Below are 25451 nucleotides of genomic sequence, written 5' to 3'. Positions count from 1 at the left end.
TGCTATTACGTAGAGCTGCGTAATCACTGAACAAGCACGGAGCTTATGATCAGCAGCACGATGGCCGGCAACGCCCGATTGGACTCCTCGATTACCCCTGCGCGGTTGCGGGTGACGGGCGACTGGACGCTTACCCATTACGCTGACCTCAAGCTGTTGAGCGAAAAACTCCACGGCCAGTACGACGCCAACACCCCCATCGACCTCAATGGTCTCGGCGCCCTCGACACCGCCGGTGCCTCGCTGTTGGTCGAGCTGCTCGGCTCCGAGCGCCTCGGTCGCTCTGCCGAACATCCTGATTGCACACTCCCTGCCGCGGATCGGGCGTTGCTGCAAACCGTCTACTGCTCGTTGACCGATTTCTGCGTACCGATCAAGGAGCCGGAAGTCAGCGTTTCCATTCAGTTGCTGACCCGCATTGGCCGCGCGGTGGACACTGTCTGGCAGGACACCCTGCAACTGCTGGGTTTCGTCGGACTGATCATCGAAACCATCGTCCGCGGCCTGTTCCGTCCCAAGCGCTGGCGCGTCACGCCGATGATCGCCCATATCGAACAGACCGGTCTCGACGCCGCCCCCATCGTTGCGTTGCTGACTTTTCTGGTGGGCGCCGTGGTGGCGTTTCTCGGGTCGACGGTGCTGGCCACTTTCGGCGCCACCGTCTTCACCGTGGACCTGGTGGGGTTTGCCTTCTTGCGCGAATTCGGTGTGCTGCTGACCGCGATCCTGATGGCCGGGCGCACCGCCAGTGCGTTCACGGCGCAGATCGGTTCGATGAAGGCCAACGAGGAAATCGACGCTATCCGCACCCTGGGCCTCGACCCCGTGGAGTTGCTGGTGGTGCCGCGGGTCCTGGCGTTGCTGATCGCCCTGCCGATGCTGACCTTCCTGGCGATGCTGTCAGGGATTATCGGCGGTGCCGTGGTCTGCGCGGTGGCGCTGGATATCTCGCCAGCGATGTTCCTGTCGCTGCTGCAAACGGACATCGGCGTTCAGCACTTTCTGGTGGGGATCGTCAAAGCGCCGGTGTTCGCCTTCCTCATCGCCGCCATCGGTTGCCTCGAAGGCTTCAAGGTCAGTGGCAGCGCTGAGTCTGTGGGCGCGCACACCACGTCGAGTGTGGTGCAGTCGATTTTCGTGGTGATCGTGATGGATGCGATCGCCGCGATGTTTTTCATGGAGATGGGTTGGTGAGTCGTATCCCCAGAGCGCCCTCCGAGGCGGTGATTGAAGTCCGTGGGTTGTGCAACCGTTTTGGAAGCCAGAGCGTGCATGAGAACCTCGACCTGGACTTGTACAAGGGCGAGATCCTCGCCGTGGTCGGCGGCTCCGGCAGCGGCAAGTCGGTGCTGCTGCGCAGCATTGTCGGGTTGCGCCAGCCCAGCGAAGGCGTGGTGAAAGTTTTCGGGAAAAACCTGCCGACCTTGTCCGAGCACGAGCGTTCGCTGGTGGAGCGGCGATTCGGCGTGCTGTTCCAGAAAGGCGCGCTGTTCTCTTCACTGACGGTGACCGAGAACGTCGCCCTGCCGCTGATCGAACACGCCGGCTTGAGCCGCAACGACGCCGAGCACCTGGCGGCGGTGAAAATGGCCTTGGCCGGGTTACCGCTGTCGGCCGCAGAGAAGTACCCCTCGTCGCTGTCCGGCGGCATGATCAAGCGCGCCGCGCTGGCCCGGGCATTGGCACTGGACCCGGACATCCTGTTTCTCGACGAACCCACCGCCGGTCTCGACCCGATCGGCGCCGCCGCGTTCGACCAATTGATCCTGACCCTGCGCGATGCTTTGGGCCTGAGTGTCTTTCTGGTGACCCACGACCTCGACACGCTCTACACCATCACTGACCGGGTGGCGGTGCTGGCGCAGAAAAAAGTGCTGGTGGCGGACGCCATCGACAAGGTTTCGGAAACCAACGATGCGTGGATTCACGAATACTTCCATGGCCCTCGTGGCCGCGCGGCATTGACGGCCGCCCAACAGCTCAACGAGGTCTGACATGGAAACCCGAGCCCATCATGTATTGATCGGCCTGTTCACCGTGATTGTGGTGACGGCCGCGCTGCTGTTCGGCCTGTGGCTGGCCAAGTCCAGTGTCGACACCGAGTTCAAGGACTACGAAGTCGTGTTCAACGAGGCGGTCAGCGGTTTGTCCCAAGGTAGCTCGGTACAGTACAGCGGGATCAAGGTCGGCGACGTGATCTCGCTGCGCCTGGACCCGAAAGACCCGCGCCGGGTGCTGGCGCGAATTCGCTTGGCCGGCGATACCCCGGTCAAGGAGGACACCCAGGCCAAACTGGCCCTGACCGGCGTCACCGGGACTTCGATCATCCAACTCAGCGGCGGCACACCACAGAGTCCGACGCTCAAGGGCAAGGACGGCAACCTGCCGACCATCGTCGCCTCGCCCTCGCCCATCGCCCGGCTGCTCAATGACAGCGAAGACCTGATGGCCGGGGTGAGTACGCTGATGCATAACGCCAACCTGATGTTCTCCGCGGAAAACATCGAGCGCATCAGCAACACCCTGGAGCACCTGGAGCAAACCACCGGGGCCATTGCCGATCAGCGCGGCGATATCCGCCAGGCCATGCAGCAACTGGCCTCGGTGGGCAAGCAGGCCAACACCATGCTGGAGCAGACGACGACGTTGATGCGCAATGCCAACGGGCTGCTCAACGAGCATGGCAAGGAAGCGCTGGGCAGTGCCGAGCAGGCGATGAAGTCGCTGCAGGAGAGCAGCGCCACCCTCAACAAACTGATCGCCGCCAATCAGGATTCGCTCAACAGCGGCATGCAAGGCCTTAATGGCCTGGGGCCGGCGGTCCGTGAGATGCGCGAAACCCTGAGTTCGTTGCGCACCATTACCACACGCCTGGAAGCAAACCCCAGCGGTTACCTGCTGGGCAGTGACAAGACCAAGGAATTTACGCCATGAAGCTGATTCGGATTGCCCTCCTCGCTGGCTTCACATTGATCAGTTCGTGCTCGATCCTGCCCAAGCCCGAGCCCTTCGAGGTCTATCGATTGCCGTCGGCCCAGAGCGCATCGGCCAGCCATGGCACGCCGCAGCGCTGGTCGCTGCGCCTGAGCAAATTCCAGTCCAGCGAAGCGTTGAACAGTCCGAACATTGCCGTAATTCCCCAGGGCGATGTGATCAGCCACTACAAGGGTTCACGCTGGAGCGACCCGGCGCCGGTGCTGGTGCGCAATCGCCTGCTGGAAGGTTTCCAGCATGACGGGCGGGTGCCGCTGCTGAGCACTGATGACAGCATTTTCCAGACCGATCTTGAATTGGGCGGCAGCCTGCAGGCGTTCCAGACTGAATACCAGGGCACGAATGCCAGCACGGTCGTGCGTCTGGATGCATTGCTGGTGCGCAGTTACGACCAGCGCATCCTCGCCAGCCGCCGCTTTGAAGTGCGCCAGCCGTTGAGCAATGTGCAAGTCCCGGCGGTGGTGGCGGGGTTTGGTCAGGCGAACGATCAGTTGACCGCGCAGGTGGTGAACTGGGCGGTTGAGCAAGGACAGAGACTCGCGCCGTCGCCCAGACCTTGAGGAAGTACACCGTCCCCTGTGGGAGCGGGCTTGCTCGCGAAGAGGGAGTGTCAGTCGACAACAATGTTGCCTGATACACCGCCTTCGCGAGCAAGCCCGCTCCCACAGTTGATTTGTGTCGATCCTGTCAACGCTGTAAAAACGCCTGATGCAGCGCTTCCAGCGTTTCAAAGTGATACGCCGGTGCTTCGGCGCTCAACTCTTCATGGCTGCCGAACCCGTAACCTACCGCCGCCGCGTCCAGGCCATTGCTGCGCGCGCCGATCAGGTCGTGCTTGCGGTCGCCGATCATCAAAGTGTTGGCCGGGTCCAGGTTTTCTTCGGCCATCAGGTGAGCGATCAGCTCGACCTTGTTGGTCCGGGTGCCGTCCAGTTCGCTGCCGTAAATCACCTTGAAGTGTTTGGCAAAATCGAAATGCCGGGCGATTTCCCGGGCGAACACCCACGGTTTCGAGGTCGCGATGTACAGCTGTCGGCCTTGCCCGCTCAGGGTTTCCAGTAGTGGCGTGACACCATCGAACACCCGGTTTTCGTAGAGGCCGGTGACCTTGAAGCGCTCGCGGTAGAAATTCACCGCTTCCCAGGCCTTGGCTTCATCGAAGTCGTAGAACTGCATGAATGCCTGCAACAACGGCGGGCCGATGAAGTGTTCGAGTCTGGCCAGGTCCGGCTCATCGATACCCAGTTTGCTCAGGGCGAACTGGATCGAACGAGTAATGCCCTCGCGTGGGTCGGTCAGGGTGCCATCGAGGTCGAACAAAACGGTTTGGTAATGCATGTCGAATCCTGAATAAGGGGCCGGGTCAAAGCTGGTCGTAGCCTTCGGCCAGATGCAGGTCCTTGAGCTTCACGTAGTTCGCCGCGCTGTAGGTGAAAAACGCGCGTTCCTTGTCGGTCAGCGGGCGGATCTGCTTCACCGGGCTGCCCACATACAGGAAGCCGCTTTGCAGATGCTTGCCCGGCGGTACCAGGCTGCCGGCACCGATGATCACCTCATCGTCGACCACCGCACCGTCCATGACGATGCTGCCCATGCCGATCAACACCCGGCTGCCCACCGAACAGCCATGCAGCATGACCTTGTGGGCGATAGTCACGTCATCGCCGATCAGCAGCGGAAAGCCGTCCGGGTTGAACGGCCCGGCGTGGGTGATGTGCAACACGCAGCCATCCTGCACGCTGGTGCGCGCGCCGATGCGGATTCGATGCATGTCGCCACGGATCACTGTCAGCGGCCAGACCGAGCTGTCTTCGCCGATTTCAACGTCGCCGATCACCACTGCCGAGCCGTCGACAAAAGCGCCTTTACCCAGCAGCGGCGTGTGGTTCTGATACTTGCGAAGGTTCACGATAGGGTTTCTCTCTGTTGCTGATAGCTGCGGTGAACGTCGATTGTAATTAAGATGGCTGCATGTTTCTCCAGCCAAGGTATCAACCGTGAGCGTGAACAACCCTCTTTTGCAGTCCTATGACCTGCCGCCGTTCTCCGCCATCCGCGCCGAACACGTACAACCGGCCATTGAACAGATCCTGGCTGACAACCGTGCCGCTATCGTCGAGATCCTCAAGACCCAGGTCAAACAGCCAACGTGGGCTGGCCTGGTGCTGGCGATGGACGAACTCAACGACCGTCTGGGCGCCGCCTGGAGCCCGGTCAGCCACCTCAATGCCGTGTGCAACAGCGCCGAACTGCGTGAAGCCTACGAGTCGTGCCTGCCTGCCTTGAGCGCCTATTCCACTGAAATGGGTCAGAACCGCGAACTGTTCCAGGCTTTCGAAGCCCTGGCCAGCAGCCCGGAGGCCGCCGGCTTCGACGTGGCGCAGAAAACTATCCTGGAACACTCCCTGCGTGACTTCCGTCTGTCGGGTATCGACCTGCCGGAAGCCGAACAAAAGCGTTACGCCGAAGTGCAGAGCAAGCTGTCCGAATTGGGCAGCCGTTTTTCCAACCAGTTGCTCGATGCCACTCAGGCCTGGACCAAGCACATCACCGATGAAGCCGCCCTCGCCGGCCTGACCGATTCGGCCAAAGCGCAAATGGCAGCCGCAGCTCAGGCCAAGGATCTGGACGGCTGGCTGATCACCCTGGAATTCCCGAGCTATTACGCGGTGATGACCTACGCCCAGGACCGCGCGCTGCGTGAAGAAGTCTACGCCGCGTACTGCACCCGGGCGTCGGACCAGGGGCCGAACGCAGGCCAGAACGACAATGGCCCGGTCATGGAAGAAATCCTCGACCTGCGTCAGGAACTGGCAAAACTCTTGGGGTTCAGCAGTTTCTCCGAGTTGAGCCTGGCGACCAAAATGGCCGAGTCCAGCGATCAGGTGCTGAGTTTCCTGCGCGACCTGGCCAAGCGCAGCAAACCGTTCGCTGCCCAGGATCTGGAACAGCTCAAGGCTTATGCCGCCGAACAGGGCTGCCCGGATCTGCAAAGCTGGGACAGCGGTTTCTACGGCGAAAAACTCCGTGAACAGCGTTACAGCGTCGCCCAGGAAGCCCTGCGCGCCTACTTCCCGATCGACAAGGTACTCAGCGGTCTGTTCGCCATCGTCCAGCGCCTGTACGGCATCGAGATTGCCGAGCAGAAAGGCTTCGACACCTGGCACCCGGATGTCCGCCTGTTTGAAATCAAGGAAAACGGCCAGCACGTTGGCCGCTTCTTCTTCGACCTCTATGCTCGCGCCAACAAGCGTGGCGGCGCCTGGATGGATGGCGCCCGCGACCGTCGTCGCACCGCTGGTGGTGTATTGCAAAGCCCGGTGGCCAACCTGGTGTGCAACTTCACCCCGGCCGACAGCGGCAAGCCTGCGCTGCTGACCCACGACGAAGTCACCACCCTGTTCCACGAGTTCGGTCACGGTCTGCATCACCTGCTGACCCGCGTCGAGCATGCTGGCGTGTCCGGCATCAACGGCGTGGCTTGGGATGCGGTCGAGCTGCCGAGCCAGTTCATGGAAAACTGGTGCTGGGAGCCGGAAGGCCTGGCGCTGATTTCCGGTCATTATGAAACCGGCGAACCGCTGCCTCAGGACCTGCTTGGGAAGATGCTTGCGGCGAAAAACTTCCAGTCCGGCCTGATGATGGTGCGCCAACTGGAGTTCTCGCTGTTCGACTTCGAACTGCACGCCACCCACGGCGACGGCCGCAGCGTGCTGCAAGTGCTTGAAGGCGTGCGTGACGAGGTTTCGGTGATGCGTCCGCCGGCCTACAACCGCTTCCCCAACAGTTTTGCGCACATCTTCGCTGGCGGTTACGCCGCGGGTTACTACAGCTATAAGTGGGCTGAAGTGCTGTCGGCCGATGCGTTCTCGAAGTTCGAAGAAGAAGGCGTGCTCAACGCCGACACCGGTCGTGCGTTCCGCGAAGCAATCCTGGCCCGTGGCGGCTCCCAGGAGCCGATGGTGCTGTTCGTCGACTTCCGTGGTCGTGAGCCATCAATTGACGCACTCTTGCGCCATAGCGGCCTGAGTGAGGGCGCGGCAGCATGAGTGAGGGACCTGTGATTACGAAAAAACGCTTTATCGCCGGGGCGGTCTGCCCGGCATGCAGCGAGCCGGACAAATTGATGATGTGGAATGAAGACCAGGTCCCGCACCGAGAGTGCGTGGCCTGCGGTTACTCCGACACACTCAATGAGCAAGGGCTGTCGGTGCCCAAGGAGTTGGGTACGCGGGTGAACACCAGCGCCCCCAAACCTGCCGACACCAAGGTTCAGCCGGTTCAGTTCTTCCCGAATCCGAAGCTGAAGAAAAAGCCTGACGAACAAAACTGAGTGAAAAAAGCCCCCGTTGCGCAATGCAACGGGGGCTTTTTTTACTCGATATGAGCGGACTTGAACCAGCTCTTCATTGAACATGCAGCGAACGGGCTGGTACTGCAATCGCCATTGGCCAGGGCCGTGCGCAGTTTTTCCACGTCGGCCTGCATCATGTAGCGAATTCCGTCCTTGAAGTGGGTGCTGTCGCCAAAGCCGCCCTGGGTCATTTCGTTCAGGGCCTCCTCCTTGGTCCAGCCCTGGATGACAGCCCGGTACATGGCGGCCATCAGGCCGGTACGGTCGGAACCGTGTTTGCAGTGCATCAGCACCGGGCCTTTGGCTTCGGCGGACCGAATGGCGCGCAAGGCCTTGAGCACATCGGCGTCATCCACATGGTTGGTGCGATAAGGCAGTTGTACTTGCGTGATACCTGGCGCGGACAACCAACTGGAGTCTGCTTCGGGCAGGAAATTGATCACAGTGCCCACCTTGAGTTTCTCCAGCAGCGGCACCGCGCCCTTGTCCGGCAAGGCGCTGCGATAGAGCGTCGGCGACATCTGGAAGAGGTTGTATTGCTTCTCTATCTGTTGAGCCCAGTCTGCTGGACGCTGCATCACACTGTCGTCAGCAAGTGCCGGTGTCAGGTTAGCGAGCACAACCAGCGACAAGCATATTGCAGATAAAAAACGTGGAAAAAGCATGCTTGAGCGACCGTTCAGAAAGGGACGGGAAGATGGTGGCAAGGATCAGCCATGCACGGTCAAAGGCCTGTGAGCTGACTGTCAAAGAATCGTGAAGTCCGCGCTCAGGTTATAGTTTCAGTTTGATGAAGGATTTGAGCAGCTCGTTCAGTCCGACCCCATAGTTAAACACCTGTCCAGTTAAAGGGTTGCGCTTGCGACCTTCAAAAGACGAGCCGGCATTTGCAGATTTAGTTTCGTACACACCGAGGCTATACAGTTGATGATCATCTTCGTCAATTTCAAATTCCTCAACGTCTACTCGAAGCTCGGGTGATTCAGTGGAAAGACGATAAAGGTACGCTATGCCCTCTGGGGCAATTATTTGTTGATGATAAAAAGCGAGTGCAAGTTGTGTAAGGGCGGCAATGTCCTTTTCGTCGATGCTATTGTCTGGAGTGACATTGATATCGGACCAAGGATCAAAATCGAGCTTTGAAGTCTTGCCTTCGTCTTTTATATGGAGTGTCACTGAGGGAGCGCTTGCGAGAATATCAGCGAATTGCTCCATTGTTTTGTTCGGATACTCGCCTGCCCTTATTAGCTTGATAATTACCTGCACACCTTTCGTCGTTTCTTTTTGTTGTAGATAAGCACCAGTTTTTATGAGCATTGACATTTTTATCTTCCAGGCTGTCTGGAATGCATGCGGGAGCCCGCATGCATTCGGCAATAGCACTTTCCAGTGATCGGAAAGTCAGGGCTCAGGGATTGACGATACTGGCATAAGCCTTTGCCAGCGCCTGTAACTTGGCTTTGTCGTCGGCATCGATGGTCCCGTCTCCATCGACATCCTTGCCCACGGTCCGGATGCTGAAAGAGTTGCCAAGGTCGGTGGAAGTGGCGGTGTAGTAAGTTGAGTCGACCAGCTTTTCAACTTGCATTTCATTTTCCGCATCCCAACTCAACTCTTTGCGAGCCAGTTGCAAAGAAACCAAGGTGTTGGGTTCCGAAGGATTTGGTCGCATGAGTTGAAGGAAAATACCGCGCTGATTAAAGAAAGACATTAATAAATCCTTTTATTTGATTGCTGTTGAGGGTATTGCCTGTTGGGTTGAATATACGGTTGGGTATTGAATCTAACCACTGACTATATGTTTCCTGAGTTTTCTGATTATCAATGAACAAGTAAGCATCATGATGCCCCTTTGTCAGATGAAGGGCTGAGCGGTACTGGTCGACAGGCAGTGAGTCGGTTACTGTATGGATATACAGATCAAGGAGTCCGCTGATGGTTAGCTCTCTGCCTCCCCGCGGCCGCGGCACCGCAACCAACCCGCACAACCGCTTTGCCCCCAGCCATTCGGTGGTTGAGGACGACGGCTGGTATCAGGAAGTACCGCTCACCCAGGGCACCGAGGTGAGCATTGAAACGGCGAAAACCATCATTACCCGCAATACGTCGCCGGACTTGCCCTTCGATCGATCGATCAATCCCTATCGCGGTTGCGAGCATGGCTGCATCTACTGCTACGCGAGGCCAAGCCATGCCTATTGGGACATGTCGCCCGGGCTGGATTTCGAGACAAAGCTGATCGCCAAGGTCAACGCTGTGGATGTGTTGGAGCAACAACTGTCCAAACGCGGCTATCAATGTGCGCCGATCAACCTCGGCTCCAACACCGACCCCTATCAGCCGATCGAGCGTGAATACAGGATCACCCGGCATACCCTCGAAGTACTGCTGCGATATCGCCATCCCGTGACCATCGTCACCAAAGGCTCGCTGATCCTTCGCGATTTGGACCTGCTGACCGAACTTGCACAGCAAAACCTGGTGGCGGTGATGATCAGCCTGACCACCCTGGACGACGATCTCAAACGCATCCTTGAACCCCGCGCCGCAGCGCCCAAGGCCCGGTTGCGGGCGATCAGGGTCATGCGCGAGGCGGGCATTCCGGTGGGCGTCCTGTGTTCACCGATGATTCCGATGATCAACGACAGCGAACTCGAAAGCCTGCTCGCCGAGGCTCACGACGCCGGAGCACAAAGCGCCGCCTACATGATGCTGCGTCTGCCGCTGGAAGTGGCGCCGCTGTTCGAAGAATGGCTGGGCGCCCACTATCCGCAACGGGCGGCGCATGTGCTGAGCCTGATTCGCCAGAGCCGTGGCGGTGAACTCTACGACAGCCGCTTTGGTGCTCGAATGCGCGGCGAAGGTCCCTTCGCCGACCTGCTGGCACAGCGTTTTGCCAAAGCCATCAAGCGCCTGGGGCTCAATCGCCGGGAAGGCTTTGACCTGGACTGCAATGCCTTTTGTCCGCCCGGTCGCCAAATGTCATTGATTTGAGGACAATTGGCCTATGGTTGAGTACTGAAGATCGCGCTTGCGTCTTAGGCTGGTCACGTTTTTTGTGACCTGCAACACGCATTCTAGAGCGTTTTATTCAGTTTCAATTAAGATTCGGCCGCTACCTTGTTCATCGAGTGACTGATGGGTCGAGATGTTTGGCCTGGATGTTTTTTAACCAGCCACTGGCTTCACACCGGACCACACGGGATGACTCCCTGAGCCCGCCAATGAGGATGAATTGATGAGTGACAAGGATAAACAGCCGTTGGCTGCGTCGGCTTCAGCCCAACCCGAGGCCGAAACCGCCGATGCAGCGTTGCAGCATATCGTTGACGGCTTTTTGCATTTTCATCATGAGATCTTTCCTCAACAGGAAGAGCTCTTCAAGAAACTCGCCACGGCCCAGCGGCCACGAGCGATGTTCATCGCCTGCGCCGATTCGCGCATCGTTCCCGAGCTGATTACCCAGAGCTCCCCCGGCGACCTGTTCGTGACCCGTAACGTCGGCAACGTCGTGCCGCCTTACGGGCAAATGAACGGTGGTGTTTCCACGGCCATCGAGTACGCCGTACTGGCTCTTGGGGTGCATCACATCATCATTTGCGGGCATTCCGACTGCGGCGCCATGCGCGCGGTGCTCAACCCGGACAGTCTGGAAAAAATGCCCACGGTCAAAGCCTGGCTGCGTCATGCCGAAGTGGCCAAAACCATGGTGCAAGAGAACTGCAACTGCTCCAGCGAAAGCGAAAGCATGCACATCCTCACTGAAGAGAATGTGATCGCCCAGTTGCAGCATCTGCGCACCCATCCGTCGGTGGCTTCGCGCATGGCCAACGGTCAGCTATTTATTCACGGCTGGGTCTACAACATCGAAACCAGCGAAATCAAAGCGTACGACGCAGATCAAGGCTGTTTCCTGCCGCTCAATGGCAGCCTGCCAATTCCCGTGGCGACGCCCAAAGCGCGCTTCTAAATCCTCCTAAATCGTTGTGTGGTTCAGCCGAGGCTGCCGTTCAGGCAGCCTGGCTTTGCCATGCCTGAAGAAAAATTTCGGGAGACTCACCATGCGTGCTCGACTCAAAGCTGTTCTGCCACGGGAGCTGCTGGCTTCGGTGGTTGTGTTTCTGGTCGCCCTGCCTCTGTGCATGGGCATCGCGATTGCTTCGGGGCTGCCGCCGGCCAAAGGCCTGATCACCGGCATCATCGGTGGTCTGGTGGTCGGCTGGTTGGCCGGTTCGCCACTGCAAGTCAGCGGCCCGGCGGCGGGCCTGGCCGTTCTGGTGTTCGAGTTGGTCCGCCAGCACGGCATCGCCATGCTCGGGCCGATACTGTTGTTGGCGGGTTTGCTGCAACTGGTGGCTGGCCGATTGAAGCTGGGCTGCTGGTTTCGAGTGACGGCACCCGCGGTGGTGTACGGCATGCTGGCCGGGATTGGCGTGCTGATAATCCTGTCTCAGGTGCATGTGATGCTGGATGCCGTGCCCAAACCTTCGGGTCTGGATAACCTGGCGGCCTTCCCGGCGGCGCTGTCTCTGGCGTTGCCCACGTTTGGCTGGCAAGCCGGGTTGCTCGGTTTGTCGACAATCGCCGTCATGTGGCTGTGGGATAAATTCCGTCCGCAATCCCTGCGCTTCGTTCCTGGCGCGCTACTTGGCGTCGGTCTGGCCACGCTTGCCAGCCTGATGCTGGCGTTGCAGGTCAAACGGGTTGAGGTTCCGGCCAACCTGACGGAGGCCATCGACTGGCTCAAGCCAGCGGATCTGCTCAACCTGGCTGATCCGGCCTTGCTGATCGCGGCGTTTGCCGTGGCTTTCATCGCGAGCGCCGAAACCTTGCTCTCAGCCGCCGCGGTTGATCGCATGCACAGCGGTCAGCGCTCGGACTTCGATCGGGAATTGTCGGCGCAAGGTATCGGCAACATGCTGTGTGGCCTGCTTGGAGCATTGCCGATGACCGGCGTTATCGTACGCAGTTCGGCGAATGTTCAGGCCGGCGCAACCACGCGGTTTTCGACCATTTTCCACGGCCTGTGGTTGTTGGCGTTCATACTGTTGCTATCCAGCGTGCTGCAAAGCATTCCGGTGGCGAGCCTGGCGGGCGTGCTGGTGTACACCGGTTTCAAGCTGGTGGATCTCAAGGTATTCCGTGGTTTGGGCCGGTATGGTCGGGCACCGATGTTCACCTATGCGGCAACCGCGCTCGCCATCGTTTTCACGGACCTGCTGACTGGCGTATTGATTGGCTTCGGCCTGACGCTGGTGAAACTGGCGCTGAAAGCTTCGCGATTGAAAATCAGCCTGATCGACCTGCCTCAGGAAGGGGAAATGGAATTGCGCCTGGTGGGCGCGGCGACCTTCCTCAAAGTGCCGGCGCTGACCCAGGTGCTGGGTAGTATTCCACCAGGCGCGACGGTGCATGTGCCGCTTAACAACCTGAGCTACATCGATCACTCGTGTCTGGAGCTTCTGGAGGAGTGGGGCCGGGCGAATGCGGCCAAGGGTTCGAAGCTGTTGATTGAATCACGGGGGCTGAAGCGCAGACTTGAAGGCAGGGTTCGTACCAACACGGGCATAGGTGCGGCTGGCTGAGGCCCGATGTGGGAGCGAGCTTGCTCGCGATGGCGGTAGATCAGTCAACTTTGATGTTGAATGACATAGCCTCATCGCGAGCAAGCTCGCTCCCACAGGGGATTGTGTTTACCGGTGAATCAAGCCGCCGGTTGATCCAGTTCCAGGCCTACGCCCAAACGGCGGGACATGCACGGCCAGCGTTTCCACGCGGCGCCGGTGTCCGGGCTGTTGAGCTTCTCGCGGTAGGCTTCCACGGACTCCAGTGCGAAGGTTTCGTCGTTGAGCATCTCGTCGATGGCGTGATGCACCACTTCGTCCAGTTGGTTGGCGAACGTCTCACCGATCAATTGGTGAGCAATCAGGTTGGCGACAGTCATGTCCAAGGGGATCAGTGGCTGGCCAAGATGCTTGATGTACAGGTCGTTGACCTCTTCGACAAACCGGTGCGCCAGATAGGCTTCATCCAGCAGACTGTCGAGCCCGGCATGGCCGGCCATGATGGCTGGCGGCTGGAGGAAGTATTGCTCGGCGATTTTCAGCACCGGTTTGATCTGTGACTCAATGCCCGCTTCCCTGGCGACTTCATTGGCTGCATCCAGCAGATCAGGCACTTCTTCGATGTAGGCGGCGACAAATCGCGTCAGTACGCCTTTGGTATCGGCCTCCGGCAATTGGATCGCCGGGTGCAGATGAGCCAGTTTGCTTTCCAGTTGACGCGTCAGCAGACCGGTCTCGGCTTCGTGTTGTTGGGCTGTTTGGATCTGCTCGCGCAATGCGGCGGTGTTCATGAAAACTCCAGGAAACAAGGCAATGAAATAGGGAAGACATAACTTAGCTGGCTTACGAAAAATGCTAAGACGCATTTGTCATAATTATTTCATCCTTGAGACGGTCCCGTTATATCGATTTGCCACCACTCGTCTGCATCCTTCTCCATTCGTGCCCTGCAACGCAAGTTAATGCTGTTTCAGATCATTTACGCCTTCGCATTGCGAGGTGAGAGTCGCTGTCTATACTCGGGGTGGAATGGAGTTAGCTGATGACGCCCGACTGCATATGCAGCAAGGCCCGGTGCTCAAGTTCGTAGTCTGATGCAGCCGCTCCCTTGCCGCAGGTGAAAGCCGGCGGGATAACAAGAACGATAAGGGGAACCCGCAATGATGCGACATCCACATGTCTGGATGGGCCTCCTGTTGTGGTCGATTTTCAGTCAGGCGCAAGCGGCCTGGACTGTGAATATGGCGCCTGGAGCGACTGAAATCAGTCACGCAGTATTCGACCTGCACATGATCATTTTCTGGATCTGTGTGGTGATCGGCATCATCGTATTTGGTGCCATGTTCTGGTCGATGATTCTCCACCGCCGCTCGACCGGGCAGGTGGCCGCCAAATTTCATGAAAGCACCACCGTCGAAATTCTCTGGACCATCGTGCCCTTCCTGATCCTGGTGGCCATGGCGGTTCCCGCTACCGCGACCCTGATCAAGATGTACGACGCCAGTGAGCCGGAAATCGACATCCAGATCACCGGTTACCAGTGGAAGTGGCACTACAAATACCTGGGCCAGGACGTCGAGTTCTTCAGCAACCTGACCACCCCCCAGGATCAGATCCACAACAAGGAAACCAAGGGCGAGCACTATCTGCTCGAAGTCGACAAGCCATTGGTGCTGCCGGTCGGTGCCAAGGTGCGCTTCCTTGTGACCTCCGCCGACGTGATCCACTCCTGGTGGGTGCCGGCTTTCGCGGTCAAGCGCGATGCGATTCCCGGGTTCGTCAATGAAGCCTGGACCCGTATCGACAAGCCCGGCATCTACCGTGGCCAGTGCGCCGAGTTGTGCGGCAAGGATCACGGCTTCATGCCGACCGTGGTCGAGGTCAAGGAAAAGCCCGATTACGAAAAATGGCTGGCCGATCGCAAGGCCGAGGCCGCGCAGCTCAAAGAGCTGACCAGCAAGGAATGGACGCTCGAGGAGCTCAAGGAACGCGGCGACAAGGTCTATCACACCACCTGCGTGGCCTGTCACCAGGCCGAAGGCCAGGGTCTGCCGCCGATGTTCCCGGCACTCAAGGGCTCGAAAATCGCCACCGGACCGAAAGACGCTCACCTGAGCATTGTTTTCCACGGCAAGCCTGGCACTTCCATGGCCGCATTCGGCAAGCAACTCTCGGAGGTCGATATCGCGGCGGTCGTGACCTATGAACGTAACGCCTGGGGCAACAACAAGGGCGACATGGTCACGCCTAAAGAAGTGCTGGAGCTGAAACAGGCGGAAAGCAAATGACCCGGTCTATTGCGCACGTAAGGAACCGGTCGGGGCTACGCACCCCGGCCCGCCCAGTCCATCTGTTTGCAGGAGACAGGACATGACTGCTGTAATCGATGAGCATGTTCATACCGCCACCGACCACGCCCATGGCCCCGCAAAAGGCCTGATGCGCTGGGTGCTGACCACCAACCACAAGGACATCGGTACGTTGTACCTGTGGTTTGCGTTCTCCATGTTCCTGCTTGGCGGTTCGTTCGCGATGGTGATTCGCGCCGAGTTGTTCCAGCCGGGGCTGCAGATCGTCCAGCCGGAATTTTTCAACCAGATGACCACCATGCACGGTCTGGTGATGGTCTTCGGTGCGGTGATGCCGGCCTTCGTCGGCCTCGCCAACTGGATGATCCCGCTGATGATCGGCGCGCCGGACATGGCCCTGCCGCGCATGAACAACTTCAGCTTCTGGCTGTTGCCGGCGGCGTTCCTGATGCTGGTGTCGACCCTGTTCACTGCGGGTGGCGGGCCGAACTTCGGCTGGACGTTCTATGCGCCGCTGTCGACGACCTACGCGCCGGAAAGCGTGACTTTCTTCATTTTCGCCATCCACTTGATGGGGATCAGTTCGATCATGGGCGCGATCAACGTGATCGCCACCATCCTCAACCTGCGCGCCCCCGGCATGACGCTGATGAAAATGCCGTTGTTCGTCTGGACCTGGCTGATCACCGCGTTCCTGCTGATTGCGGTGATGCCGGTACTGGCCGGTTGTGTGACGATGATGCTGATGGACATCCACTTCGGCACCAGTTTCTTCAGTGCCGCCGGTGGCGGAGACCCGGTGCTGTTCCAGCATGTGTTCTGGTTCTTCGGTCACCCCGAGGTGTACATCATGATCCTGCCGGCGTTCGGCGCCGTCAGCTCGATCATTCCGGCCTTTTCGCGCAAGCCACTGTTCGGCTACACCTCGATGGTCTACGCCACGGCGAGTATCGCGTTCCTGTCGTTCATCGTCTGGGCGCACCACATGTTCGTGGTCGGCATTCCGCTGGTGGGCGAGTTGTTCTTCATGTACGCCACGTTGCTGATTGCGGTGCCGACGGGCGTGAAGGTGTTCAACTGGGCCAGCACCATGTGGCAGGGCTCGCTGACGTTCGAGACGCCGATGCTGTTTGCCGTGGCGTTCGTGATCCTGTTCTCCATCGGCGGTTTCTCCGGGTTGATGCTGGCCATCGCCCCGGCGGACTTCCAGTACCAGGACACCTACTTCGTGGTCGCGCACTTCCATTACGTGCTGGTGCCGGGGGCGATCTTCGGGATCTTCGCCTCGGCCTACTACTGGCTGCCGAAATGGACCGGCCACATGTACGACGAAACCCTCGGCAAGCTGCATTTCTGGCTGTCGTTCATCGGCATGAACCTGGCCTTCTTCCCGATGCACTTTGTGGGGCTGGCGGGCATGCCACGACGGATTCCGGACTACAACCTGCAGTTCGCCGACTTCAACATGGTGTCGTCGATCGGCGCATTCATGTTCGGCGCCACGCAGATCTTCTTCCTGTTCATCGTGATCAAGACCATTCGCGGCGGCGCGCCGGCACCGGCCAAGCCGTGGGATGGGGCTGAAGGTCTGGAGTGGAGCATCCCGTCGCCGGCGCCGTATCACACATTCACCACGCCGCCGGAAGTGAAATGAACGCCTGGCCCTTTGTAGGAGCGAGCTCGCTCGCGATGGTCGTCAACGATGACGCTGGAAGCCTGACACACCACGGCGCTCTCAAGTTTTTCGCGAGCAAGCTCGCTCCTGCAGGGGTGTGCGGAAATCATGGCTGACTCGATTTCGATGAAGAAACTGGTCACGCGCCTGCTGACCGTGGTGGTGGCAATGTTTGTGTTCGGCTTTGCCCTGGTGCCGATCTACGACGTGATGTGCAAGGCCTTCGGCATTAATGGCAAGACCGGCGGGCAGTACGAGGGTGAGCAAACGGTCGACACCTCGCGGCAGGTGCGCGTGCAGTTTCTGTCGACCAACACCGCCGACATGCCGTGGGACTTTTACCCCAAACATGACGAATTGACCGCGAACCCGGGGGCGGTGAACGAGATGATCTTCATCGCCCACAACCCCACCGATAAACCGATGAGCGCCCAAGCCGTGCCGAGCATCGCGCCCAGCAATGCGGCGGCGTACTTCCACAAGACCGAATGTTTCTGCTTTACCCAGCAAGTGCTGCAGCCCGGTCAGCGGATCGAGATGCCGGTACGTTTCATCGTTGACCGTGATATGCCCAAGGATGTGAAGCACCTGACGCTGTCCTACACGCTGTTCGATATCACCGCCCGACATCCACCGGTAGCTGTAAACACTGGCGGCTGAGCGTGCCCGATAAGGAGAACAATAAATGGCAACTCATGAACATTATTACGTCCCGGCCCAGAGCAAATGGCCGATCATCGCCACGGTCGGGATGTTCGTCACGGTGTTTGGCCTGGCCACCTGGTTCAATGATCTGAAAGCAGCGCGTCCGGAATCCCACGGGCCGCTAATCTTTTTCGTCGGCGGGCTGTTGCTGGCCTACATGCTGTTTGGCTGGTTCGGCACGGTGATCAAGGAAAGTCGCGGCGGCTTGTACAGCGCACAGATGGATCGCTCGTTCCGCTGGGGCATGAGCTGGTTCATTTTCTCGGAGGTGATGTTCTTCATCGCCTTTTTTGGCGCGCTGTTTTATGTGCGTCAAATCTCCGGACCGGCGCTCGGTGGTGAAGGCGCCAAAGGTATGGCGCATATGCTGTGGCCGAACTTCCAGTTCACCTGGCCGCTGCTGAGCAACCCCGACTCGAAACTGTTTCCGCCGCCCAAGGAAGTCATTAGCCCCTGGGGCCTGCCGCTGCTCAATACCGTGTTGCTGGTCAGTTCCAGCGTGACCGTGACCATCGCCCACCATGCCTTGAAAAAGGGCCATCGCGGCGCACTGAAACTCTGGTTGGCACTCACTGTATTGCTCGGCAGTGCGTTCCTCATCTTCCAGGCCGAAGAGTACATGCACGCCTACCGCGAACTGGGCCTGACCCTGGGCTCGGGCATCTACGGCGCGACCTTCTTCATGCTCACCGGGTTCCATGGCGCCCACGTCACCATCGGCACCATCATCCTGTTCGTGATGCTGGTGCGGATCATGCGCGGGCACTTCGACAACGAGCACCAGTTCGGTTTCGAAGCGGCGACCTGGTACTGGCACTTCGTGGACGTGGTGTGGATCGGGCTGTTTGTTTTCGTCTATGTGCTTTAAAGCAGCAGTTACCAGGGGGCATTGGAAACCAGCTGGCCGCTGAAAAAGCCCCAGGCAATCAAGCCAAGGGTAAGGGCGGCCAGGGTCACACGAACACTCAAGGCAATGACGAGGCGGTTTGAGCGGCTGTCGTCCTTGACCAGAAAAAACAGGCCGCTGAACAGGCTGACAACCGTGGCAATCAGCATCAGGACGATGGCTGCTTTGAGCATGGTGAGACTCCGGGGGGACAAGCGATGTACTTGAGTATAGCTATCGCGATGACCGATTTTCTGGCAATGCCATGAAGTGCTTTCGGCCAGGTATCGTGCCAACGCTGGTGGTGGCGCTGCTGCTGCCGCTACTGGTGTCCCTGGGGTTCTGGCAGTTGAGCCGGGGCGCGGAGAAAAGCGCGCTGCTGCAAAGCTACACCGAGCGGCGGGCCGCCGAGCCGATGGCCAGCACCGAACTGCAACACACGACAGACCCGGCCTTCCGTCGGGTTCACCTGTACGGCCGGTTCGATGCCGAACACAGCCTGCTGCTGGATAACAGTCAGCGCAACGGCAGGGTTGGCGTCGAGCTGTTGCAACCCTTTCACGATCAGGCCACCGGGCTTTGGCTGCTGGTCAATCGCGGCTGGTTGCCTTGGCCGGAGCGCCGCACACCACCGCAATTCAAGACACCCACCGAGGCGGTAAGCCTTGACGCGTGGGTCTACGTCTCCCCTGGGGCGACGTTCCAATTGCACGCAGATCCCACAACGTTGACATGGCCGAAGCTGATTACGGCCGTTGAGCCAGACAAGCTCTGGACAGCACTGAATCGCGAAGGCTTTGCCTACGAACTACGTGCCGAAACCGGACCCGCCATCTACCAGGCCGACTGGCCCGTAGTCGCCATGGGCCCGGAAAAACACATCGCTTATGCCGTGCAGTGGTTCGCCATGGCGATCGTCCTGTTCGGTCTTTATCTCTATCTCGGCTGGCACAACGCAAAGGAGAAACACCATGGGAGCGGCCATGAATCCACCCAGCATGTCTGAGGCGAAACCGTTGGTGAACCGGCGCAAGGGCCGTATGCAACTGCTGCTGATCCTGCTCGGGGTGATCGGTCCGATGATCCTTGCCACCGGCATGTACAAGCTGAATTTCTGGGTGCCCGAGGGCCGCAGTTATCACGGCGAGCTGATCGGTAACGGTCAGACCCGGGCGGACATCGGCGTGCAGGCCCAGGAAGAGCGTTGGCAGATACTGGTGACCGCGCCCAAGGATTGCGCGGTGGACTGCCAGCAACTGGTGTATCTGGCGCGGCAAATCCAGATCGGCCTGGGCCGCGATGCGTCCCGCGCCAGCCATGCATTGGCCACCGCGCAGACGCTGAACAGCGATTACGAGACTAAACTTCAACGCGAGTACCCGCAGTTGCAACGTTATTCACTGGACTTGCCTGCCTACACAAAAGGCGCTCAGAGCAATGACGTGCCGCACCTGTGGATCATCGACCCCCACGGCAATCTGGTGCTGCGCTACGACCCGTCGGTGAAGGGCAAGGACTTGCTCAACGATCTGCGCCACCTGCTGAAACTGTCGAACATCGGATAAGGGCATCGTCATGGCCAAGCCTGGATTTCGCCTCGCGTTGTTTGCCACCTTGCTGGCACTGATTGTGGTGTTGCTCGGCGCCTACACCCGCCTGACCCACGCCGGCCTCGGCTGCCCGGACTGGCCCGGCTGCTATGGCTTCATCAGCGTGCCGAAAAGCGAAGCCCAACTGGCCCATGCCGAATTGCATTTCCCGGACGCTCCGGTCGAGGCCCACAAGGGCTGGAACGAGATGATCCACCGCTACACCGCCGGCACGCTGGGGCTGTTGATCGCGGTGTTGGCCGGTCGTGCGTGGGTGCATCGCCGCCATCCCGGACAGCCGGTGAAGCTGCCGTTGTTCCTGTTGGCGGTGGTTTTTGGTCAGGCCGCGTTCGGCATGTGGACGGTAACGCTCAAGCTCTGGCCGCAGGTGGTCACCGGGCATTTGCTGGGCGGCTTCGCGACCTTGAGCCTGTTGTTTCTGCTGACCTTGCGCCTGTCCGGCGTACTGCCGGCGTTGACGGTGCCACGACGTTTACAGCACTGGGCGACGGCAGGGCTGTTGCTGGTGATCGGGCAAATCGCCCTCGGGGGCTGGGTCAGTTCCAATTACGCCGCCGTGGCCTGCATCGACTTTCCGACCTGCCACGGCCAGTGGTTGCCAGCGGCGGACTTCGCCAACGGCTTTCACCTGACCCAGCACATCGGCCCGAACTACCTCGGCGGGCAACTGGACAGCGATGCCCGTACGGCCATTCACCTGACTCATCGCATCGGCGCGTTACTGGTCACCCTGGTATTGCTCGGTCTGGCCTGGCAACTGAAGGCGGTTGGCATGACGCGCCTGGCAGGCCTGGTGCTGATCGCACTCGGCGCACAAATCACCCTGGGCATCAGCAACGTGCTGTTCCATCTGCCGCTGCCGGTGGCCGTCGCGCATAACGCGGGCGGCGCGGCGCTGTTGCTGACCATGGTGCTGGTTAATTACCACGCCCGAACCAGTCTGGTTCGGGTCAAGCAAGCGCGCTGGCACTTCAGCCCACGTAAACACTCAGCCGGGCCCATAACAATAAAAGGAGAAATGCCATGGCGATTCTGATCGGCGAACGTCCCAGTCAGGCGATCTGGCGTGACTACCTGGAACTGACCAAGCCCAAAGTCGTGGTGCTGATGCTCATCACTTCACTGGTGGGGATGTTCCTTGCGACCCGTGCGGGCGTGCCGTGGACGGTGCTGATTTTCGGCAACCTGGGCATCGCCCTGTGTGCCGGTGGCGCGGCGGCGGTCAATCATGTGGTGGACCGGCGCATCGACGCGGTGATGGCGCGCACCCACAAACGGCCGCTCGCCGAAGGCCGGGTTTCGCCGACCGCCGCGCTGACGTTCGCGCTGGTATTGGCGGTCCTCGGGCAAGCCATGCTGCTGGCGTTCACCAACCCGCTGACCGCGTGGCTGACCCTCGCCTCGTTGCTCGGCTACGCGGTGGTCTACACCGGATTCCTCAAGCGCGCGACCCCGCAGAACATCGTCATCGGTGGTCTGGCCGGTGCCGCGCCGCCATTGCTTGGCTGGACCGCCGCCACCGGTCACGTCAGCGCCGAACCGCTGCTGCTGGTGCTGATCATCTTCGCCTGGACCCCGCCGCACTTCTGGGCGCTGGCGATCCATCGCAAGGAGGAATACGCCAAGGCTGACATCCCGATGTTGCCGGTCACCCATGGCGAGCACTACACCAAGATTCACATCCTGCTTTATACCTTCGCATTGCTTGCCGTCAGCCTGATGCCTTATGTGATCCACATGAGCGGCACGCTCTACCTGGTCTGCGCGCTCGGGTTGGGCGCGCGGTTTCTGCAATGGGCCGTGGTGCTGTACCGTGGCACTCGGCCGCACGCGGCGATCAACACGTTCAAGTACTCTATCTACTACTTGTTCCTGCTGTTTATCGCCCTGCTCGTAGACCACTACCTATTGTTGAACCTATGACTCGAACCCAGAAAACCGTCTTCATACTTGTCGCCCTGGTCGCACTGATCCTGGGCCTGACCGTCAACAAGGTGTTGTCCGGGAAAAACCAGGGCGATCCGACGGCGCTGATCGACGCCGGCATCATCTTGCTGCCGCAGAGCCGTAATCTGCCGGACGTGATGATGACCAATCAGGACGGCCAGCCGGTCGCGATCAATGAATTGAAAGGCAAGTGGAGCCTGCTGTTCTTCGGCTACACCTTCTGCCCGGACATCTGCCCGACCACCCTCGCCCAGTTGCGGCAGATCAAGAGCGAATTGCCACCCGAGGCTGTGGATAAATTGCAGATTGTGCTGGTCAGCGTCGACCCGAACCGCGATACGCCCAAGCAGCTCAAGCAGTACCTGGGCTACTTCGACCCGCAGTTCATCGGCCTGACCCCGGCGTCGACCGATGAACTGCAAACGATCGCCAACGCGGTGAGCATTCCGTTCATTCCGGCGGACACGAGCAAGCCGAACTACACCGTTGATCACAGCGGCAACCTCGCGGTGATCGGGCCGGATGGGACACAGCGTGGGTTCATTCGGGCGCCGTTGAACAATGCGAAGCTGGTGGCGCAGTTGCCGGTGATGCTCAAGCGCAATTAAACAACACAAAACCCTTGTAGGAGCGAGCTTGCTCGCGATGGAGTGTCAGTCGACACCTATGCAGCTGACACACCTTCGCGAGCAAGCTCGCTCCTACAAGGGGTGGTGGTTCGGGCACAAAAAAGGGGCGCATTCAATGCGCCCCTTTTTCGTTTACGTCAGCTGATCAGAACGCCGGCACCACCGCGCCTTTGTACTTCTCGAGAATGAAGGCCTTCACTTCCGGGCTGTGCAGGGCAGCCACCAGTTTCTTCATCGCATCGGTGTCCTTGTCGTCTGGACGGGCAACGAGGATGTTCACGTAAGGCGAGTCGCTGCCTTCGATGAACAGCGCGTCCTTGGCCGGATCAAGCTTGGCTTCCAGCGCGTAGTTGGTGTTGATCAGCGCCAGGTCGACCTGAGTCAGCACGCGCGGGATGGTCGCGGCTTCCAGTTCGCGGATTTTCAGATCCTTGGTGTTCTCGGTGATGTCCTTGACGGTCGACAGGATGTTGTTCGAATCCTTCAACTTGATCAGGCCGGACTTGGCCATCAGCAACAGCGCACGGCCGCCGTTGGTAGCGTCGTTCGGGATGACCACGTTGGCACCGCCAGGCAGTTCAGCGATGGTCTTGTACTTGCTGGAGTAAGCGCCCAGGGGCTCCAGATGCACGCCAGCCACAGAAACCAGATGGGTGCCCTTGGCCTTGTTGAACTCATCCAGGTACGGCTGGTGCTGGAAGAAGTTGGCGTCCAGGCGTTTTTCCGCGACCTGCACGTTTGGCTGGATGTAGTCGGTAAATACCTTGACCTTCAGGTCCACGCCTTCTTTGGCCAGGGCCGGCTTCACGAATTCGAGGATCTCGGCGTGCGGAACCGGAGTGGCCGCGACGGTCAGGGTTTCAGCGTGGGCAGAGAATGCCGCAACGGCCGCGAAGGCAACGAGTAGTTTTTTCATTCAGCTAACTCCATGTGAGGCGCCCGTTTGGCGCCTGCCAGCGAATGGCCGGCTCATGTCTTACTTACGGGAAAAGTGGACGACCAATTTGTCGCCAACGGTTTGCAGTACCTGGACCAGTACCAGCAGCAACACCACTGTCACCACCATCACATCGGTCTGGAAACGCTGGTAACCGAAACGGATCGCCAGGTCACCCAGACCACCAGCGCCAACGACACCGGCCATCGCCGTGTAGGACACCAGTGTAATGGCGGTCACCGTAATCGCCGCGAAGATGCCCGGACGAGCCTCCGGCAGCAAGGCATTGGTGATGATCTGTCGTGTAGTCGCGCCCATGGCCTGGGTCGCTTCGATGATGCCGCGATCTACTTCACGCAGGGCGGTTTCCACCAGGCGCGCGAAAAACGGCGTGGCACCCACTACCAGCGGCGGAATTGCACCGGCGACACCAAGGGAGGTACCGGTGATTAACACGGTGAACGGAATCATCACGATCAGCAGGATGATGAACGGCAGCGAGCGCAGGATGTTCACCACCAGCGACAACATCGCGTAGATGCCTTTGGCTTCCAGCAACTGGCGCGGGCTGCACAGGAACAGCAGCACACCCAGCGGCAGGCCAAGCAGTACGGTGAACAACAGCGAACCACCCAGCATCAGCAAGGTGTCACCGGTGGCCAGCCAGATTTCGAACCAGTCGATATTGGCGAAGAAACTTGTCAGGGCTTCCATTAGCGCAGCACCTCCATGTGGACGTCGGCTGCGGTGAAGCGGGCGAAGGCTGCTTCCATGTCACCGCCGGTCACGGCCAGGGTCAGTTGCCCGTAGGGGATGTTTTTGATGCGGTCGATGCGACCAGCCAGGATGCTGTAGTCCACACCGGTTTCCCGGGCGACGGTGCCCAGCAACGGCGCGTAGGTCGCGTCGCCCTGGAAGGTCAGACGCACGATGCGGCCTGGCACGTGAGCGAAGTCGTCACGCTGTTCGCTTTCGTCGATCTGCTCGTCTTCCTGCACGAAGCGCTTGGTGGTCGGGTGCTTCGGATGCAGGAACACTTCGGCCACCGAGCCTTGCTCGACGATCACGCCGGCGTCCATCACGGCTACCTGGTCGCAGACCCGGCGGATCACGTCCATCTCGTGGGTGATCAACACGATGGTCAGTTTCAGCTCGCGATTGATCTCGGCCAGCAATTGCAGGACCGATGCGGTGGTTTGCGGGTCGAGGGCGCTGGTGGCTTCGTCGCACAGCAGGATTTTTGGCTTGGTCGCCAGCGCACGGGCAATGCCGACACGCTGCTTCTGCCCGCCGGACAATTGCGCCGGGTACTTTTTCGCGTGGTCGGACAAGCCGACCCGCGCCAGCAACTCGGCCACGCGCGAATCGATCTCGCTGCGCGACAATTCGCCGGCCAGGGTCAGAGGCAGCGCGACATTGTCGGCGACAGTCTTGGAGGCCAGCAGGTTGAAGTGCTGGAAAATCATCCCGACCTGCTGACGGAAGCGGCGCAGGCCGTTGGCGTCGAGTGCGGTGACTTCTTCACCGTCGACGGTGATTTTGCCGCCACTGGCGTTTTCCAGGCGATTGATCAGACGCAGCAGGGTACTTTTTCCTGCGCCGGAATGACCGATCAAGCCGTAAACCTGCCCGTTCTCAATCGTCAGACTGGTCGGATGCAGGGCGGGGATTTCCTTACCGGCGACGCGGTAGGTTTTATGGACGTTTTGAAACTCGATCACGTAGCGAACCTTGTGGGGCGCGTTAGAAAAGGATCAGCGGTTAGCCGGGCGCGCATTTTAGCCTGTCCGTATAGAGGTTCTTAGCATTTATTTCGTATTTGTCCTGTCATTTGGCAATAA

General features: G+C 59.5%; 28 protein-coding genes and 1 pseudogene. 19 read left to right on the top strand and 10 right to left on the bottom strand.

Annotation, left to right across the window (positions count from 1 at the left end; genetic code table 11):
• Positions 1 to 45: 45 nt before the first annotated feature.
• From ABIE16_RS18040 to ABIE16_RS18025, 4 genes are read left to right on the top strand one after another with little or no spacing between them, the layout of a single operon-like run.
• A complete protein-coding gene (locus ABIE16_RS18040) occupies positions 46 to 1194 on the top strand; it encodes an MlaE family lipid ABC transporter permease subunit (protein WP_429521684.1) in 1149 nt (382 codons plus the stop codon).
• Entirely contained in the window at positions 1191 to 1994 is an 804-nt protein-coding gene (locus tag ABIE16_RS18035; RefSeq protein ID WP_057712625.1) for an ABC transporter ATP-binding protein, read from the top strand. Before ABIE16_RS18040 ends, ABIE16_RS18035 begins: the two co-directional genes overlap by 4 nt.
• Before the next feature lies 1 nt (position 1995).
• Positions 1996 to 2934 carry an MlaD family protein gene (locus ABIE16_RS18030; protein ID WP_429521683.1) on the top strand — a complete coding sequence of 313 codons (939 nt, stop codon included), beginning with the start codon at positions 1996 to 1998 and terminating at the stop codon, positions 2932 to 2934.
• Positions 2931 to 3554 (top strand): ABC-type transport auxiliary lipoprotein family protein, encoded by a 624-nt coding sequence (locus ABIE16_RS18025; protein ID WP_429521682.1) that lies wholly within the window; start codon positions 2931 to 2933, stop codon positions 3552 to 3554. Before ABIE16_RS18030 ends, ABIE16_RS18025 begins: the two co-directional genes overlap by 4 nt.
• A 127-nt stretch (positions 3555 to 3681) precedes the next feature.
• Here the strand turns inward: ABIE16_RS18025 and ABIE16_RS18020 are convergent, their stop codons facing one another.
• Both ABIE16_RS18020 and ABIE16_RS18015 read right to left on the bottom strand, forming a co-directional pair.
• Positions 3682 to 4332: an HAD family hydrolase gene (locus tag ABIE16_RS18020; protein ID WP_429521681.1), complete on the bottom strand. Its 651-nt coding sequence runs from the start codon at positions 4330 to 4332 to the stop codon at positions 3682 to 3684.
• 25 nt (positions 4333 to 4357) lie between these two features.
• Positions 4358 to 4903 (bottom strand): gamma carbonic anhydrase family protein, encoded by a 546-nt coding sequence (locus ABIE16_RS18015; RefSeq protein WP_150812651.1) that lies wholly within the window; start codon positions 4901 to 4903, stop codon positions 4358 to 4360.
• Positions 4904 to 4991: 88 nt separating this feature from the next.
• Between ABIE16_RS18015 and prlC the strand changes: the two genes are divergently transcribed.
• Positions 4992 to 7043 (top strand): oligopeptidase A, encoded by a 2052-nt coding sequence (prlC, locus tag ABIE16_RS18010; protein WP_102669514.1) that lies wholly within the window; start codon positions 4992 to 4994, stop codon positions 7041 to 7043.
• Complete coding sequence (locus ABIE16_RS18005; protein WP_057712619.1) at positions 7040 to 7327, top strand: YheV family putative zinc ribbon protein; 288 nt, start codon at positions 7040 to 7042, stop codon at positions 7325 to 7327. Before prlC ends, ABIE16_RS18005 begins: the two co-directional genes overlap by 4 nt.
• A gap of 41 nt (positions 7328 to 7368) precedes the next feature.
• Here ABIE16_RS18005 and ABIE16_RS18000 read toward each other — a convergent pair whose 3' ends face one another.
• The 3 genes from ABIE16_RS18000 to ABIE16_RS17990 form a co-directional block, all read right to left on the bottom strand.
• A complete protein-coding gene (locus ABIE16_RS18000; RefSeq protein WP_198530227.1) occupies positions 7369 to 8013 on the bottom strand; it encodes a tyrosine-protein phosphatase in 645 nt (214 codons plus the stop codon).
• Between the two features lie 109 nt (positions 8014 to 8122).
• Positions 8123 to 8671: a hypothetical protein gene (locus ABIE16_RS17995; RefSeq protein WP_429521680.1), complete on the bottom strand. Its 549-nt coding sequence runs from the start codon at positions 8669 to 8671 to the stop codon at positions 8123 to 8125.
• An 85-nt stretch (positions 8672 to 8756) separates the two neighbouring features.
• Positions 8757 to 9059, bottom strand: a complete 303-nt coding sequence (locus ABIE16_RS17990; protein ID WP_349735885.1) for a hypothetical protein — start codon at positions 9057 to 9059, stop codon at positions 8757 to 8759.
• Positions 9060 to 9283: 224 nt separating this feature from the next.
• Here ABIE16_RS17990 and ABIE16_RS17985 point away from each other — a divergent pair, with 224 nt between their 5' ends.
• From ABIE16_RS17985 to ABIE16_RS17975, 3 genes are all read left to right on the top strand, one after another.
• Positions 9284 to 10342: a PA0069 family radical SAM protein gene (locus ABIE16_RS17985; protein WP_429521679.1), complete on the top strand. Its 1059-nt coding sequence runs from the start codon at positions 9284 to 9286 to the stop codon at positions 10340 to 10342.
• Positions 10343 to 10586: 244 nt separating this feature from the next.
• On the top strand, positions 10587 to 11318 hold the full coding sequence (locus tag ABIE16_RS17980; protein WP_008045785.1) for a carbonic anhydrase: 732 nt from the start codon (positions 10587 to 10589) through the stop codon (positions 11316 to 11318).
• A 91-nt stretch (positions 11319 to 11409) separates the two neighbouring features.
• The gene (locus ABIE16_RS17975; RefSeq protein WP_429521678.1) at positions 11410 to 12933 is read left to right on the top strand and encodes a SulP family inorganic anion transporter; all 1524 of its coding nucleotides are present in this window, start codon (positions 11410 to 11412) and stop codon (positions 12931 to 12933) included.
• 119 nt (positions 12934 to 13052) lie between these two features.
• On the opposite strand, the gene ABIE16_RS17970 is transcribed toward ABIE16_RS17975, so the two are convergent.
• Positions 13053 to 13703 carry a hypothetical protein gene (locus ABIE16_RS17970; protein WP_057712613.1) on the bottom strand — a complete coding sequence of 217 codons (651 nt, stop codon included), beginning with the start codon at positions 13701 to 13703 and terminating at the stop codon, positions 13053 to 13055.
• A gap of 369 nt (positions 13704 to 14072) precedes the next feature.
• On the opposite strand from ABIE16_RS17970, the gene coxB reads away from it, so the two are divergent.
• From coxB to ABIE16_RS17945, 5 genes and pseudogenes are all read left to right on the top strand, one after another.
• Complete coding sequence (coxB, locus tag ABIE16_RS17965; protein ID WP_429521677.1) at positions 14073 to 15200, top strand: cytochrome c oxidase subunit II; 1128 nt, start codon at positions 14073 to 14075, stop codon at positions 15198 to 15200.
• Between the two features lie 82 nt (positions 15201 to 15282).
• Entirely contained in the window at positions 15283 to 16875 is a 1593-nt protein-coding gene (gene ctaD, locus ABIE16_RS17960; protein ID WP_057712611.1) for a cytochrome c oxidase subunit I, read from the top strand.
• Positions 16872 to 16997, top strand: a pseudogene (locus ABIE16_RS17955) (outer membrane lipoprotein carrier protein LolA); the annotation flags it as partial. The gene ctaD and the pseudogene ABIE16_RS17955, both read left to right, overlap by 4 nt.
• 7 nt (positions 16998 to 17004) lie before the next feature.
• Positions 17005 to 17556, top strand: a complete 552-nt coding sequence (locus tag ABIE16_RS17950; RefSeq protein WP_056726726.1) for a cytochrome c oxidase assembly protein — start codon at positions 17005 to 17007, stop codon at positions 17554 to 17556.
• 25 nt (positions 17557 to 17581) lie between these two features.
• Positions 17582 to 18469, top strand: a complete 888-nt coding sequence (locus tag ABIE16_RS17945; protein ID WP_090452324.1) for a cytochrome c oxidase subunit 3 — start codon at positions 17582 to 17584, stop codon at positions 18467 to 18469.
• An 8-nt stretch (positions 18470 to 18477) separates the two neighbouring features.
• Here the strand turns inward: ABIE16_RS17945 and ABIE16_RS17940 are convergent, their stop codons facing one another.
• Positions 18478 to 18681, bottom strand: a complete 204-nt coding sequence (locus ABIE16_RS17940) for a twin transmembrane helix small protein (RefSeq protein WP_057712609.1) — start codon at positions 18679 to 18681, stop codon at positions 18478 to 18480.
• 71 nt (positions 18682 to 18752) lie between these two features.
• Here ABIE16_RS17940 and ABIE16_RS17935 point away from each other — a divergent pair, with 71 nt between their 5' ends.
• The 5 genes from ABIE16_RS17935 to ABIE16_RS17915 are packed head-to-tail and all read left to right on the top strand — an operon-like array spanning position 18753 to position 22652.
• Complete coding sequence (locus ABIE16_RS17935) at positions 18753 to 19493, top strand: SURF1 family protein (protein WP_218494531.1); 741 nt, start codon at positions 18753 to 18755, stop codon at positions 19491 to 19493.
• Positions 19459 to 20052, top strand: coding sequence for a hypothetical protein (locus tag ABIE16_RS17930; RefSeq protein ID WP_090457722.1), 594 nt, complete (start codon positions 19459 to 19461; stop codon positions 20050 to 20052). Before ABIE16_RS17935 ends, ABIE16_RS17930 begins: the two co-directional genes overlap by 35 nt.
• Positions 20053 to 20062: 10 nt before the next feature.
• Positions 20063 to 21133, top strand: coding sequence for a COX15/CtaA family protein (locus tag ABIE16_RS17925; protein ID WP_429521676.1), 1071 nt, complete (start codon positions 20063 to 20065; stop codon positions 21131 to 21133).
• Positions 21121 to 22020, top strand: a complete 900-nt coding sequence (gene cyoE, locus ABIE16_RS17920; protein ID WP_008045805.1) for a heme o synthase — start codon at positions 21121 to 21123, stop codon at positions 22018 to 22020. The genes ABIE16_RS17925 and cyoE overlap by 13 nt, the downstream gene beginning before the upstream one ends.
• Entirely contained in the window at positions 22017 to 22652 is a 636-nt protein-coding gene (locus tag ABIE16_RS17915) for an SCO family protein (protein ID WP_057712605.1), read from the top strand. Before cyoE ends, ABIE16_RS17915 begins: the two co-directional genes overlap by 4 nt.
• A gap of 166 nt (positions 22653 to 22818) precedes the next feature.
• Here ABIE16_RS17915 and ABIE16_RS17910 read toward each other — a convergent pair whose 3' ends face one another.
• From ABIE16_RS17910 to ABIE16_RS17900, 3 genes are read right to left on the bottom strand one after another with little or no spacing between them, the layout of a single operon-like run.
• A complete protein-coding gene (locus tag ABIE16_RS17910) occupies positions 22819 to 23589 on the bottom strand; it encodes a MetQ/NlpA family ABC transporter substrate-binding protein (RefSeq protein WP_340312679.1) in 771 nt (256 codons plus the stop codon).
• A gap of 60 nt (positions 23590 to 23649) precedes the next feature.
• Positions 23650 to 24324 carry a methionine ABC transporter permease gene (locus ABIE16_RS17905; protein WP_057712603.1) on the bottom strand — a complete coding sequence of 225 codons (675 nt, stop codon included), beginning with the start codon at positions 24322 to 24324 and terminating at the stop codon, positions 23650 to 23652.
• Positions 24324 to 25331 carry a methionine ABC transporter ATP-binding protein gene (locus ABIE16_RS17900; protein WP_349735887.1) on the bottom strand — a complete coding sequence of 336 codons (1008 nt, stop codon included), beginning with the start codon at positions 25329 to 25331 and terminating at the stop codon, positions 24324 to 24326. Before ABIE16_RS17900 ends, ABIE16_RS17905 begins: the two co-directional genes overlap by 1 nt.
• Positions 25332 to 25451: the final 120 nt, after the last annotated feature.

Origin of the sequence: Pseudomonas sp. 2725 (assembly GCF_050434585.1) — a bacterium.
Lineage (GTDB): Bacteria > Pseudomonadota > Gammaproteobacteria > Pseudomonadales > Pseudomonadaceae > Aquipseudomonas > Aquipseudomonas jessenii.
The sequence above is the reverse complement of the archived record's forward strand: the minus strand, read 5'-3'. Positions and strand labels throughout refer to the sequence as shown.